Below are 14,329 nucleotides of genomic sequence, written 5' to 3'. Positions count from 1 at the left end.
CAAGGCGGCTACAGGCGACGCAAACAGGATAATTTTTCGGATGAAGCACGCCTTGGTGATGGCTGCGGCTAAGCGGGCGCATTGCTGCTTTTCATAAATATTAACTATTTTTGGAAACTTTCAGGTATAGCCATAGGTTTTAATATTAAACGTAGAATCCCATGATAGAAAATAAAGAGAAAGTAGTTTCTGTGTATGCAGAAGCCAGCCCCAACCCCGAGTCAATGAAGTTTGTGATGAACGCGCAGCTGCTGCCGGAAGGCCAGAGCGTGGATTATCCGACCCTGGAGAGCGCCCTGGAGTCGCCGCTGGCGCAGGAGCTCTTTAACTTCGACTATGTTTCGCGTGTGTTTATCGCCAGTAACTTCGTGACGGTTACCAAGAGTTCCGACCTCGAGTGGAGCAAATTGATTCCAGAACTGCGTACGTTCCTGAAGTCATATATAGAGGCTGGCGGGCCCGCCTTCAACGAGGGCTTCTCGGCGAGCAAGCCTGAGACGGCCACCACCGACAGCAGCGCCTCCGCGGAAGACACCGTGATCTCCAAAAAAGTGATTGACCTGCTGGAGAACTACGTGCGCCCAGCCGTGGAGCAGGACGGCGGTAACATCACCTTCAAGTCGTACCACGACGGCGTGGTGACGGTATTCCTGCAGGGTTCCTGCAGCGGCTGCCCGTCGGCCACGGTTACCCTGAAGGCCGGTATCGAGAACCTGCTGAAGCGCATGGTGCCTGAAGTAAAAGAAGTGGTGGCGGATGGCGTGACGCTGTAATTAGCAGAAGCAAGCCTTTCTTACAACCAAGCCCTATATAAATCAGGAAGCCAGCCCCGTAAGAGGCTGGCTTCCTGATTTATATAGGGCTGTAGACGCTGCCTTGTTATATATACCCTCGGAACAATAATTGCGCTGCTCGGCCAGTGCCGGCGGCAGCCGTGCCTTTTAATTCCATATTCTTAGTAGGGGCAGGCCGTGACCTGACACCACAAAAGATCATGCATCATATATGAAAGTGCTCCCTCCAGCCTTACGAGGCAAGAGAAAGCGAGACATTCGCACCGGCGAGGGTCACCAGGCTTTAAAACCGCAGACTCCTATATAAGCCCTATCCTCAAAACCTAAAAAAAGCCCGGTGCATTTGCGCCGGGCTTTCTGGTTTATATCGGATTATATATGGCTCTTAGCGAACCTTGTGTGCAACCTGCGGTGCGGATGTCACTTCTTCTTCCTTCACGGTGTCTACCACGATTGGCGCAGCGATGAAAAGAGAGGAGTAACAACCGGCAACCACACCAATGATCATGGCCAGTGAGAAGCCTCGCAGCACCTCGCCCCCGAAGATAAAGAGTACGATTACTACCACCAGCAGCGTCAGCGACGTGATGATGGTACGGCTGAAGGTGCTGATCAGGGCCGGGTTGATCAGGTGCCTGATATGGGTGCGCGGGTTGTCGTGCATGTATTCCCGCACGCGGTCGAAGATTACCACCGTGTCGTTGATGGAGAAACCGATGATGGTGAGTACCGCAGCGATGAACACCTGATCCATCTCATAAGAAATACCAAACAGGTCCAAGATGGAGAACACGGCGATAATCATGAGAGCGTCGTGCAGCAAGGCCACCACGCCACCCAGCGAGAACTGCCACTTGCTGAAGCGGAACATCACGTAGATGAAAATGCCAATCAGCGAAAGCAGGATGGCGATGAGGGCTGTGTTCTGAATATCGTCGGCCATAGTGGCCCCTACTTTAGAAGAGCTCAGCACCTCCGGGTTCAGGTTATTGTATTCCTGCAGGCCACTCATCAGGGCCGCAAGCACCTGCTCGTCGGCCTTGGTGCTCTCATCATCGGCCAGCCAGCTGGTGGTAACCTTCAGGCGGTCAGAGGCGCCGTAGGTCTTCACCTCGGTGCCCGCCTCCTGGAACTCGTCCACCAGGGCACTGCGCACGTCAGAAGCCGGAACAGCCTCGTCGAACTGAACCACGTAAGAGCGCCCGCCCTTGAAGTCAACGCCCAGGTTGGGGCCGCCGTTGATGTACATGGCCACGAAACCAAACACAATTATTCCCAGCGAGAAAGCATAAGCGGGCTTCTTCAGCTTCATGGCATCAAACTTCACGTTCCGGAACATCTTGTCAGCCAGGGAGGTGGAGAAGGAAAGCTTTCCACTGTTCTTGAACGCGCTTTCGATGAAGATCCTGGAAATAAACACAGACGTGAAGAAAGAGGTCGCAATACCGATCATCATGGTGATGGCGAAGCCTTTTACCGGGCCGGAGCCGAAGTAGTACAGGATAAAGCCCACCAGGAAGGTGGTGACGTTGCCATCGAGGATACTGCTGAAGGCTTTCTCATAGCCTTTGTTGATGATCTCCCGCATCGGCAGCCCTTTGGCGTTCTCCTCGCGCATGCGCTCGAATATCAGCACGTTCGCGTCCACGGCCATCCCCAGCGTCAGCACGATACCGGCGATACCGGGCAGGGTGAGGGCGGCGCCAAACTGTGCCAGCACGCCCAGAATAAAGAACACGTTGAAAAGCAGGGCAATATCGGCAATAAGGCCGCCGCGGCTGTAGTACGCGATCATGAACACCACCACGATCAGGAACCCGGCCAGCGTAGAGATAAGGCCCTGGTTGATGGCTTCCTGGCCCAGCGAAGGACCTACCACGGCCTCTTCCACAATAGTGGTAGGGGCCGGCATTTTACCTGCTTTCAGAATGTTGGCTAAGTCCTGCGCTTCCTCCACAGTAAAGTTACCGGAGATGGAAGAGCTTCCACCTGTTATCTCGCCCTGCACCACCGGGGCAGAGTATACATAGTTGTCCAGCACGATGGCTACCTGGCGTCCGACGTTGTCACCTGTCAGCTTGGCCCACTTCTTGGCACCGGTCGGGTTCATCGTCATGCTTATCTCCGGGCGGCCCAGCTGGTCAAAGTCCTGGCGGGCGTCATTTATCACATCACCCGTGAGCGGCGCCTTGCCGCCGCGTCCCTTCTTGATGGCGTAGAACTCCACAAACTCCTGGTTATTCTCACCTGTCACAGACTCTACCCCCCACAGGAACTTCATGTTCGGCGGGAAGATGGCGCGCACTTCAGGGCGGTCGAAAATGTCGTTTATCCTTGCCGTGTCGCGCACATTGGCGCCTATGCCGCTTGGCATCTGCGTGAAGAGGCTGGCCAGTACACCTGTCTGTGGCGTGGCGGCAGTATCAAGCAGGGCGGCGTTAGTGTCGGTTGGGGTGGCAGCGGCAATGGCGGCGGAGTCGCCGGCTGCCGTAGAGTCGCCAGTGGCGGCCTTTGCCAGTACATCCTGGGTGGCATCCTGCACAGTGGCTGGCGCAGTGGCTGCCGAGTCAAGGGCGTCCTGCTGGCTGGCTTTGGTGCCTGCGGCGGCCAGGTTCAGTTTCCCGGCCTGCTGCTGCTGGTCGAGGTACTGGCCGAGCTGCATGAAATAAGGGCTGAACTCCTGGGGCGTCCACACTTCCCAGAACTCGAGGTTGGCCATGCCCTGCAGCAGGTTGCGCACGCGCTCCGGGTTGTCGATGCCTGGCAACTCTATCTGGATGCGGCCTGTACCCTTCAGGCGCTGAATGTTTGGCTGGTTTACGCCAAACTTGTCGATACGCGTGCGCAGGATGTTGAAGGAGCGGTCGATGGCGTCTTCCACTTCTGTCTCAATCACATCCAGCACCTCCTCGTTCGTAGACTCGTAGCTGATCTTGCCACGGTTGGCGGTGTTAGAGAAGATAGCGCTCAGGCGGCCATTGGGCTCAATTTCGCGGTAAGCCTCGGCAAAAAGCGTGGTGAAACGCGCCTGGCTGTTTTTCTGCAGTTCCTGGGCGCGGTCCAGCGCCTTCAGAAAGCTGGGGTCTTTGCTGTTGCCGGACATGGAACGGATGATCTCCACAGGAGAAACCTCCAGCACCACGTGCATGCCGCCTTTCAGGTCGAGGCCAAGGCCAAGCTCGTTCTCTTTTATCTCCTGGTAAGTCATGCCCAGGAACACGGGCTCCTTCCAGACAGAATCGAGGTAGCTTTGCAGTTTTACCGGGTTTACCTCGCCTTGTGCGTTCGTGGCATATAGCTCAGCCTTGTTGTGCACACTGCGGGCAATAAAGGAAAGCGACAGGTAGTAGAGGCAGAGTGCCGATACAATCGCCGTCAGAACGATTATTAACGTTTTGTTCCGCATTGGTTTTTAAGAAATAATAAAAAAGGGATGTGTGAAATAATGAAATCCATGGTTCTCCCGCTGCTTGATATATAAGCCTATATAGCCTAAATGCATATAGACCGCGATGCGTTCCTTGGGCGGCATATTATTGGCCGGCAGGCACAGCACACTTCAGCGCAAGGGAGAGGTGTAAACGAAGGGAAAGTGCCGCTTACGGGGCGTTGGGCTGAATGATGATAGGGAAAAGTCGGGCCACGAAGCCAGCGCCGGGAGGCACAGCGGTGTAGGCAGGCAAAAGCTCATCGGTCGGGTTAGGGAAGGCGGCCTGCTGCGGCAGCGGCAGCACGGCCTGCTGCAGGTTGAGGGCTACGAAAGAGGTCGTCGCCTCCAGCGATACTTTCTGCTTCACCACCGCCTTGTGTTCTGAGGCGGGCGCAGTGGCCAGCTGCTGTGCGTTGTGTTGCTGTGCCGCCGGGGCATAGGCCGCCACTTCCTTGCCGTTGAGCATGAGCGCCCACAGCAGGGTTAAAGACATCAGGAGATGCTTTACGTGGCAGGATATGGATTTAGCCTTTGGCATTTGCAATGTTCACTTGCAAATGTAATGTCTTTTATCTGAAAAAAGGAAATACTCAGCGGTTTATGTCTATAAATCGCTTTACGTCGTTCTTCTTGCCAATAAGAATCAGGATGTCAGAAGGATAGATGATGGTGTCGGCCTTCGGGACGCCGATGACGTGCTCCACCTGCGTGGGCTTTCCGTCCAGTATCTCCTCAAAAGAACGCTTGATGGTAATGAGGTTGAGGTTGTACTTCTCGCGGAGCGAGATTTTGGCGATGCTGCGGTTGGCGATGTTGCGCGGGGCGTTTATCTCCACAATCTCGTAGTTGTCGGGCAGCGACAGAAAGGTGCGGATGCTGGGCTGCAGCAGGCGCTCGGCCACCGTCTTGCCCACCTCACCCTCCGGCGACAGGATTTCCTGCACGCCCATTTTCTCCAGGATACGCCGCTGCTGCTTGTTGGAGGCGCGTGTGATGACGCGCTTCACGTTCAGTTCCTGAAGATTGGCCGTGGTGATCAGCAGGGCCTCAAAGTCTTCGCCGATGGCCACAATCACGGCGTCTATGTCCTGTATGTTCTGCGCCTCCAGCGCCCGGATGTCGGTGGCGTCCAGTGCCACGGCGTAGGCCACCTCGTCTTTGATGGACTCCACGTGGTCCTCATTGTTGTCGATGGCGATTACCTCGGCGCCGCGCTCTGCCAGCGTGGTAGCGATGGACCTCCCGAAGATGCCCAGCCCGATTACAGCAAACTTGTGCCTCATGCTTTTACTTTCGTGTTTAAAAAGGTCGTGACCACCTCCAGCCCCCGCTCAAAGTGGTTGTTGTTCGGGACGATGATGTCGGCATCGTTTTTATACGGCGCTATATACTTTTCGTAGGTGGGGGCCACGTGCTGCGTGTAGCGGTACAGCACATCCTCCAGGCCGTAGCCGCGCTCAATGCGGTCGCGGACAATGCGGCGCTGCAGCTTTATATGCTCCTTGGCGTCTATATATACCTTCAGGTCCAACAGCCTGGCCACCTCCTCAAAGTAAAAAACGAAGATGCCCTCCACCACCACAATGGGTGCCGGCCTGAACTCCAGTTGCTTCGGCACCACGTTCGGGTTGTTGTAGGTGTACTCCGTGCGGTAAACGGTCTGGCCCTGGCTTACTTTCAGAATGTCGTGGGCGTAGGCCTCGTCGTCGATGCAGGAGGGAAGGTCGAAGTTGACGATGCCGTTCACATCCTTGGTCTGGTGCTCGCGCGATTTGTAATAGTTGTCCTGCGAGATCAGGCAAATCTCCTCGGGTGCGAACGACGTCAGCAGTTTGTTCAAAAAAGTGGTTTTCCCTGAAGCACTGCCCCCTGTTATCCCGACGATGAATGGCTTTTGCATTGGAAGCTACGGTTTCAGGATACAAAATTAAGATTAAAGCGGCACAAGGCCACAGGCCCGGTGATTTTTATATATACCCATATATGGCGGATATATATACCCCTATATGGCGCAGCAAAATTTACTGTGCTTTGAGAAATGCGACAAGCCGCCGCACCGCCCGCCCGCGGTGGCTGATGGCGTTTTTTTCCTCCGGGCTCATTTCGGCGAAAGTGCGCCCGTGGCCGTCGGGCACAAAAACCGGGTCGTAGCCAAAGCCTTTGTTGCCTTGCCACTCCGTGCTGATGGTGCCCTCCACAATACCCTCGAACTGGTGCTGCTGCCCGTCCAGAATCAGGGTGATGCAGGTGCGGAAGCGGGCCCTGCGGTTGTGGTGCGGGGCCAGGTTTTGCAGCAGGAGCAGGATGTTGTCGCTGTCGGAGCGCTGCGGCCCTGCGTAGCGGGCGGAGTAAACGCCGGGTGCGCCGCCCAGTGCTTCCACTTCCAGGCCCGTGTCGTCGGCGAAGCAGCTCACCTGGTAGTGCTGCCACACATATTCCGCCTTTTGCCGCGAGTTGCCCTCCAGCGTTTCCTGGTCCTCGGCCAGTTCCTCATGGCAGCCGATGTCCTGCAGTGTCAGCAACTCGAACTTCCCCTCCAGCATCTGGCTCACTTCGGCGGTTTTGTGCCTGTTGTTGGTGGCAAAGCAAAGTTTCTTCATTTTGTTGACTGCTGGTAGTTAGTTACTGTTTGCTAATTGTTGAATTGTTGAATGGTTAAATGGCTATATGGTTAAATGGTTGGTCTCAGACATGGTGGTATATATAGCAACCAGCAATCATCAACCAGCAATTTAATAATCAAGCCATTAATTCAGATACGCCCCGTAGTTTTCCTCATCCAGGTGTACCATGATGTGCTCGTTCAGGGTGGTGGCGAGCGAGTAGCCGGTATAGGTGGAGGCGACGGGGTAGCGCGGGTGGTGGCGGTCTACGAGTGTGGCGATTTCCACCTTTTTGGGCATGTGCGGCAGGAAAGAGCTGAGCGTGTAGGCCAGCGTCCGGCCGGTGTTCAGCACGTCGTCCACCAGCACCACAACCTTGTCGACCAGGGAGATATGGGCTGGCTCCAAAGTAACGGGCACCTCTACCGGGGCAGTCTTGTTCAAGGTCACGCGCAGCAAATGCACTTCCAGGGCGGCTATTTCCCGAAGTTTCCGGGCCAGCATTTCGGCCAGGGTATAGCCGTTGGGGTGGATGCCCGCCAGCACGAGTTCCGGCTCCTCAAAGTTCTGCTCGTATATCTGGTAGGCCATGCGCGTAATCTTCTGCTCGATTTGCGTCTTGTCCAGTATCAGGTTCTGGTGGTTCGGGGATGGTGTCATAGGTGTCGGGGCTACGGTTGGGCAACAGGTGGCGAAGGCAAATTTAAGAAGATATTTGCAGCGGGCATCGGAATTGAGCTTCCTGCAAAATTATTTGGCATATAGCGCTTTATTTTCCGGAAATGTTGTTAAATTTGCAGTCCGATTCAGAATTAAGGTTAATTAACGTTTATAATAATGAAAAAAGGCATTCACCCAGCATACAGAGAGGTGGTTTTTCAGGATACTTCCAGCGACTACAAGTTCATCACGCGCTCTACCATGACCTCTGATGAAACCATCACCATGGAAGACGGCAAAGAGTACCCTGTCATCAAGGTCGAGGTTTCTTCTGCTTCGCACCCTTTCTACACTGGCAAAAACCTGTTTGTGGATACTGCGGGCCGTATCGACAAGTTCAAGCAGCGTTATCAGAAGAAATAAGCGGCTTTTTGCGGTTAAAACGTTTAAATGAAAAGTCTTCCTGAAATTATCGGGGAGACTTTTTTATTTTTGCCGCTATGAACATTATCCTCTTTGACGATCCCGCCATCCGGCCGAACCTGCTGCCGCTCACTTTCACCAGGCCCGTGGCAGATCTCCGGGTGGGAATCCTCACGATAGCAGAGAAGTGGGGCATACGGCTGGGCGAAGCCGTGTCGTACCTCACGCAGCCCTACCTGCAGCCAAAGTTCAACACTATTTTTGGCACGACCAATTTATATATAAACGGGGCAGTGTGCCCCGACGAGCAGTTGCTGGAGGCTGTCCGCGGCCTTAAAATCGGCGAGGCCCTGTATTGCGGTGAGACACTGGTGGCGGCGAACGGCGATAATCTGGAGGTGCATACCCTGGCAGATTTGACTTCTTCCATTTCCTCAGGCAGGCAGATAGATGGCCAGTGTACTGTTATACGGGAACTATGGGATATCTTTCTTCAGAACGGACAGCAGATCCGCAGCGACTTCCAGGTGCTGACGGCCGGGCGGCAGAGCCAGCCGGTGAACGACAGGCACACGATCGTGTATGCAGAGGAGAATATCTTCATAGAGGAGGGCGTTAAAATACGGGCCGCCGTGCTGAACGCAGAGAACGGCCCGATATATATAGGCAAAGACGCGGTGGTGCAGGAGGGAGCGCTCATCAGGGGGCCGTTCGCGCTGTGCGAGGGCAGCTATGTGAGCATGGGCGCCAAAATGCGCGGCGATGTCACCGTTGGCCCCTTTTGCAAGGTGGGCGGCGAGGTGAGCGCCTCGGTAATCATGGCCTACAGCAACAAGGGACACGACGGCTACCTGGGCAACTCGGTGATAGGGCAGTGGTGCAACCTGGGCGCCGACACCAACACCTCCAACCTGAAGAACAATTATGCCGAGGTAAAGATATGGAACTACGCCAGCGGTGCCTACAAAGGCACCGGGCAGCAGTTCTGCGGCCTGATGATGGGCGACCACAGCAAGTGCGGCATCAACACCATGTTTAACACGGGCACGGTGGTGGGCGTAAGCGCCAATATTTTCGGCGCGGGCTATCCGCGCACATTCATCCCGTCCTTCAGTTGGGGCGGCGCTGCGGGCTTCGAAACATACCAGTTGCGGAAAGCCCTGGAGGTGGCCGCAAAGGTGATGGAGCGCCGCCGCATCCCTTTCGACGAGGTGGAGGAAGCCATGATGTCAGACATTTTCGAGCAGACACAGCAGCACCGGATTTGGTAGGTTGATTGTTGGTTGTTTATTTATTGCTGATTGTTAAATGGTTTAGTGGCTGCATTGTTGGTTGTTGATTGTTAAATTGTTGAATTTGATTATCCCGGAAACAGCCATTTAACAATTGGACCATTACACCATATAGTCCTGCATGTTACTTCCATTCGTAATTATTAATTCGTAATTTATAAAAGTGCAATTCGCGGATATCATAGGGCATCAGGAAACGAAGGAAATGCTGTTGAAATCGGTGCAGCAGAACCACGTGGCGCACGCGCAGCTGTTTCTGGGGCAGGAGGGCGGCGCGAACCTGGCGCTGGCGCTGGCCTATGCCACCTATCTAAACTGCGAAAACAGGCAGCCAGCCGACTCCTGCGGCACCTGCGGCAGCTGCACCAAGATGAACAAACTGGTACACCCCGACTTCAACTTCGTGATGCCGGTCACCACCACCAAATCGGTGAGCAAGGACGCGCTGAGCAACAGGTTTTTGCAGGAGTGGCGCGAGTTTATCCTGGCCAGCCCGTACCAGGGGCTGAACGAGTGGATGCAGTATATAGGCGCGGAGAACAAGCAGGGCATTATCTCAAAAGAAGAAAGCCGCCAACTCGTGAAGCTGGTATCGCTGAAGGCCTTTGAGGGCGCCTATAAAATTGTTGTGATCTGGCTGCCGGAGCTGATGCACCCATCGGCGGCAAACGCCCTGCTGAAACTGCTGGAGGAGCCGCCCGCCCAGACGCTGTTTCTGCTGGTGTCGCAGGCGGCGGAGAAGCTGTTGGCCACCATCACCTCGCGCACGCAGATGATACGGGTGCGCAACTTCACGGAGCAGGAGGTAATGGAATACCTGCAGCAGAAATTCAACTCCGGCCAGACCACTGCCTACCAGGTGGCGCAGCTGGCAGAGGGCAACCTGAACGCCGCCGCCAAACTGACCTCCGAAATCAGCAGCGATTACTTTTCGTTCTTCACCGAGTGGATGCGCCACTGCTACAGCCACAAGTTCGGGGAAGTGATTGACATGAGCGACAGGTTTCAGGCGCTGGGCCGCGAGAACCAGAAAAACTTCCTGCTATATGCGCTCAACCTGTTCCGGAAAGTGATGCTTTTCGGCGTGGACGGCTCCCTGATATCCTTCCTGCCGCCCGCAGAGCTGGACTTTGTGCAGAAGTTCTCGAAACTCATCACAGAAGCCAACGCCGGGCAACTGGCCGAAGAACTAAGCCAGGCGCATTACCACATCGAGCGGAACGCCAACCCGAAGATGGTATTCGTGGACAGCTCGATACAGATGGCCGGATATCTGCGTAAGGGGTGATGGTTCATTGTTAGTTATTGATTGTTTAATGGTTGCTTCAGACATGACGAAAGATAAACAATCAACCATTCAACAGTTAAAGCGCATCGCGCATCAGATATAAATAACAGAAACTATATATGGCTGAGCATATAACAGATAAGATTATCCGCATCGGCACGCGCGGTAGCAAGCTGGCGCTGTGGCAGGCCGAGACGGCTGCCGAGAAGCTGCAGGCGGCCGGACTGAAAACGGAACTGGTCATCATCAGCACCAAAGGAGACCAGGTGCTGGACAAGTCGCTGGACAAGATCGGCTCCAAGGGCGTCTTCACGGAAGAACTGGAGGTGAGCCTGCGCGAGAAGGAAGTGGAGATTGCGGTACACAGCGCCAAAGACGTGCAGTCCACCATCCCGGCCGATCTGGAACTGGTGGCCTTCATGGAGCGCGAGCAGGTGAACGACGTCATCCTGAGCTTTGACCCCAATTTTAAGCTGGAACGGGAAAGCAGCGCGGTAATCGGCACTTCCTCCACACGCCGCAGAGCCCTGCTGAAGAAGTACTACCCGAACGTGACCACAGCCGAGTCGAGGGGAAACCTGCAAACGCGCCTGCGCAAGCTGGAGGAAAGGCAGTTTGATGCGCTCATGCTGGCCTATGCCGGTGTTTACCGCATGGGCTACGACAACCTGATCGTGTACACGTTTCCGGAGCATGAGTTTGTGCCCGCCGCCGGACAAGGCAGCGTCGCCATTGAGTGCGCCAGGAATCTCGACCCGGAGCTGAAGCAGGCTATCCAACAGGCGCTGGACCACGCCCACACCCATATATGCCTGCTGGCCGAGCGCGGCTTTCTCCGCACGATGGAAGGCGGCTGCAGTATTCCCTCTTTTGCGCTGGCAACGCTGGCAAACGGGGACATCCGTATTACAGGCGGCCTGATAAGCCTGGATGGGCAAACGCTGCTGCAGGAAACCCTGACGGGCCCGGCGGAGAAAGCGGAGCAACTGGGCGAGCAACTGGCCACCACTATCCTGAATCAGGGCGGCGACGCTATCCTGCAAAGCATTAAAGCACAGCGCAGCGAAGCATAACATAACAAGGTATTCCCTATATAAGCAGGGAGCGCAGCCATATATGGCTGCGCTCCCTGCTTATATAGGATGCCCACGGCTGAGTCTAACGTTTTGCGTTTGACATCTAACGGCTTAAAAGCTTAAGCCTGTGCGGTTTCCACGGCCTGCTCGGTCAAAGGCGCCTTTTTGGAAGACCGGGCATATACCAGGAATGCCTGCATCTCCCGCTTCACGGTGGGAACAAGGATATACAAGCCGATCATGTTGGGGATGCTCATGGCAAACAGCATCGCGTCCGAGAAAGCCACCACGCTGCCCAGCTGCATGGAGGCGCCCAGCACCACGAAAATGCAGAAAATCACCTTAAAACTGATGTCAGCCACCCGGGTGTTTCCGAAAAGGTAGGTCCAGGACTTCAGCCCGTAATAAGACCAGGTGATCATGGTAGAGAAGGCAAAGAGGATAACAGCCCCCGTCAGCACCAGCGGGAACCAACTGATAACCGTGGCAAAGGAGGCGGAGGTCAGGGCGATGCCGTCACCGGTGTCGAGGGTGTAGGCGCCCGTCACCACAATCACCAGGGCCGTCATGGTACACACAATCACGGTGTCGATAAACGGCTCCAGCGAGGCCACAAAACCTTCCGTCACGGGCACGCCGGTTCTGACGGCCGAGTGTGCAATGGCGGCCGAGCCAATCCCGGCCTCGTTCGAGAATAGCCCCCGGCGCAGGCCCTGCATCATCACGCCTACCAGGCCGCCGCCCACGGCGCTGGCGGTAAACGCTCCTTCAAAAATGGCGACAAACGCGGCGGGAATGGCCGTAATGTTGGTCAACAGCACGACGATAGCGGCCAGTACATATATCCCGCACATCAGGGGCACTATCTTCTCCGTCACCTGCGCGATGCTCTTCATGCCGCCAATGATGACCAGCCCCACCAGCACCGACATAATCAGGCCGAAGATCCAGGCGTTGCCGGCGGCAAAGAAGGAGGCCTCGCCACCCGTCACGCTCACGAACTGCTGCGCGGCCTGGTTCACCTGAAACATGTTGCCCGCCCCGATGGAGCCGCCGATGCACATCAGCGCAAAAAAGCCCGCCAGAAACTTGCCGGTCTTGCCCATGCCCCTCTCACGCAGGCCTTTGCTCAGGTACTGCATCGGGCCGCCCGACACGGTGCCGTCGGCATGCACGTCGCGGTACTTCACGCCCAGCGTACACGATACAAATTTAGACGACATGCCCAGCACACCGGCCATAATCATCCAAAAAGTAGCGCCCGGACCGCCCAGGGAGATGGCGATGGCCACCCCGGCTATATTGCCCAGGCCCACCGTACCCGACACGGCAGCCGTGAGCGCCTGGAAGTGCGACACCTCGCCGGGGGCATCGGGCTGGTCGTACCCGCCGCGCACAATGTCGAGGGCGTGCCTGAAGCCCCGGATGTTGATGAAGCCAAGGTAAACCGTGAAAAACACAGCCCCCGCCAGCAACCAGATCAGGATAAGCGGAATTGAAGCGCCGGCGATGGTTACTTCATAAAAAATGATGTCGGAGATGAACTGCGCGGTAGGGGCTACGGCGGCGTCTATTTTTTCATCGATGGAAAGAGCGGGTGCTGCTGCCGGTGTCTGTGCTGAAAGGCTGTTGCTAGAAATGAGGGAAAGTACTGTGAACAGTATCGTTTTCGTCATCAGGAAATTTATTTTTTGGTTTGTGATTATCTTAAATATAAACAACTCTGTCCGAAAACTGAAAAATGTACCTGATTTACCTGCAGAAGTTCAATAAGCGATTCATATATCACAACTGAGCGGCGGAGACAAAGCAGCGGGCTGATGTGCTGCACCTGATGTGCATAAAGCCAGCTGACACCGGAAAACCTGCCCATGCATGGTACTTACATATGATACTTATATATAGCCTGTGCCGTCTTCACAGGCGGCACAGGCTACACCGGAATACAGGGATATATAAACCGGTTGATGCCAGCCTGTTGCTCCGAACGCGTTCTGAAAAAGCCGCAGAAAATGCCACCAAATTGCGATGCAGTGCTAAAAAGGCTTAAATTTGAAAACCTGATAACTGTATCCAGGTAAAAGAACGGCTCACTATACAGATTTTACAGCAAATGAAACTGCTCAAAAGCATCGCCCTTATAGCCTTGATAGGGATTTTGTCGCCTGCCCTTGTATTGGCGCAGCAACCAAAAGGCAAAGACAAACTGGTGACCATCGAAACGCCGCAGGGCGAGATAAAGCTGGTGCTCTTTGAGGACACGCCACAGCACAAAGCCAACTTCCTGAAACTGGCGGAAGAAGGCTTTTATGACGGCACCACCTTTCACCGCGTCATCGACGGATTCATGATACAGGGCGGAGACCCCAACACCAAAGACAGCGAGCCCCGGAACGACGGGACGGGCAACCCGGGCTATACGGTGCCCTCTGAAATCAGCCCGGCCCACAAGCATGTGCGCGGTGCCGTGGCCGCCGCCCGCCAGGACGACAGGGTGAACCCCTCCAAAGCCTCCAGCGGCTCGCAGTTTTATATCGTGGAGAACCACGACGGCACCCCCATGCTGGACGGCGTATACACGGTGTTCGGACAGGTGGTGGACGGGCTGGACGTGATCGATAAGATTGCGGCGCAACCGGCCGATGGCCGCGACCGACCCCTGACAGACATTAAAATGAAAGTGACGGTGGAAAACGTGAGCCGAAAAAAGATAGCCCGGAAGTACGACTACGATTACAGCACCCAAACCCTGCAGAAATAAGC

Annotated in this window: 13 protein-coding genes; 6 read left to right on the top strand and 7 right to left on the bottom strand. The window is 55.3% G+C overall.

Features of this window, described 5'->3' with window-relative positions; all coding sequences use genetic code 11:
- Positions 1 to 161 precede the first annotated feature (161 nt).
- Entirely contained in the window at positions 162 to 773 is a 612-nt protein-coding gene (locus GSQ62_RS07680; protein ID WP_161888967.1) for a NifU family protein, read from the top strand.
- A gap of 406 nt (positions 774 to 1,179) precedes the next feature.
- Here the strand turns inward: GSQ62_RS07680 and secDF are convergent, their stop codons facing one another.
- From secDF to GSQ62_RS07650, 6 genes are all read right to left on the bottom strand, one after another.
- Positions 1,180 to 4,200 carry a protein translocase subunit SecDF gene (secDF, locus tag GSQ62_RS07675; protein WP_161888966.1) on the bottom strand — a complete coding sequence of 1,007 codons (3,021 nt, stop codon included), beginning with the start codon at positions 4,198 to 4,200 and terminating at the stop codon, positions 1,180 to 1,182.
- Between the two features lie 193 nt (positions 4,201 to 4,393).
- Entirely contained in the window at positions 4,394 to 4,717 is a 324-nt protein-coding gene (locus GSQ62_RS07670) for an RNA methyltransferase (protein WP_161888965.1), read from the bottom strand.
- A 97-nt stretch (positions 4,718 to 4,814) separates the two neighbouring features.
- Complete coding sequence (locus tag GSQ62_RS07665; RefSeq protein WP_161888964.1) at positions 4,815 to 5,507, bottom strand: potassium channel family protein; 693 nt, start codon at positions 5,505 to 5,507, stop codon at positions 4,815 to 4,817.
- Positions 5,504 to 6,124 (bottom strand): uridine kinase family protein, encoded by a 621-nt coding sequence (locus GSQ62_RS07660; RefSeq protein WP_161888963.1) that lies wholly within the window; start codon positions 6,122 to 6,124, stop codon positions 5,504 to 5,506. The genes GSQ62_RS07665 and GSQ62_RS07660 overlap by 4 nt, the downstream gene beginning before the upstream one ends.
- A gap of 121 nt (positions 6,125 to 6,245) precedes the next feature.
- On the bottom strand, positions 6,246 to 6,824 hold the full coding sequence (locus tag GSQ62_RS07655) for a non-canonical purine NTP diphosphatase (RefSeq protein ID WP_161888962.1): 579 nt from the start codon (positions 6,822 to 6,824) through the stop codon (positions 6,246 to 6,248).
- A gap of 147 nt (positions 6,825 to 6,971) precedes the next feature.
- Positions 6,972 to 7,487 (bottom strand): phosphoribosyltransferase family protein, encoded by a 516-nt coding sequence (locus GSQ62_RS07650; protein ID WP_161888961.1) that lies wholly within the window; start codon positions 7,485 to 7,487, stop codon positions 6,972 to 6,974.
- 177 nt (positions 7,488 to 7,664) lie between these two features.
- On the opposite strand from GSQ62_RS07650, the gene GSQ62_RS07645 reads away from it, so the two are divergent.
- From GSQ62_RS07645 to hemC, 4 genes are all read left to right on the top strand, one after another.
- A complete protein-coding gene (locus GSQ62_RS07645; protein WP_161888960.1) occupies positions 7,665 to 7,910 on the top strand; it encodes a type B 50S ribosomal protein L31 in 246 nt (81 codons plus the stop codon).
- 77 nt (positions 7,911 to 7,987) lie between these two features.
- A complete protein-coding gene (locus GSQ62_RS07640) occupies positions 7,988 to 9,181 on the top strand; it encodes a GlmU family protein (RefSeq protein WP_161888959.1) in 1,194 nt (397 codons plus the stop codon).
- Positions 9,182 to 9,365: 184 nt separating this feature from the next.
- A complete protein-coding gene (locus tag GSQ62_RS07635) occupies positions 9,366 to 10,490 on the top strand; it encodes a DNA polymerase III subunit (RefSeq protein WP_161888958.1) in 1,125 nt (374 codons plus the stop codon).
- 119 nt (positions 10,491 to 10,609) lie between these two features.
- The gene (gene hemC / locus GSQ62_RS07630) at positions 10,610 to 11,563 is read left to right on the top strand and encodes a hydroxymethylbilane synthase (protein ID WP_161888957.1); all 954 of its coding nucleotides are present in this window, start codon (positions 10,610 to 10,612) and stop codon (positions 11,561 to 11,563) included.
- 122 nt (positions 11,564 to 11,685) lie between these two features.
- Here the strand turns inward: hemC and GSQ62_RS07625 are convergent, their stop codons facing one another.
- Positions 11,686 to 13,242: an alanine/glycine:cation symporter family protein gene (locus GSQ62_RS07625; protein ID WP_161888956.1), complete on the bottom strand. Its 1,557-nt coding sequence runs from the start codon at positions 13,240 to 13,242 to the stop codon at positions 11,686 to 11,688.
- Between the two features lie 437 nt (positions 13,243 to 13,679).
- Here GSQ62_RS07625 and GSQ62_RS07620 point away from each other — a divergent pair, with 437 nt between their 5' ends.
- On the top strand, positions 13,680 to 14,327 hold the full coding sequence (locus tag GSQ62_RS07620) for a peptidylprolyl isomerase (protein WP_161888955.1): 648 nt from the start codon (positions 13,680 to 13,682) through the stop codon (positions 14,325 to 14,327).
- Positions 14,328 to 14,329: the final 2 nt, after the last annotated feature.

Origin of the sequence: Pontibacter russatus, assembly GCF_009931655.1 — a bacterium.
GTDB classification, from domain to species: domain Bacteria; phylum Bacteroidota; class Bacteroidia; order Cytophagales; family Hymenobacteraceae; genus Pontibacter; species Pontibacter russatus.
This window is presented reverse-complemented; position numbering and strand designations above follow the sequence as displayed.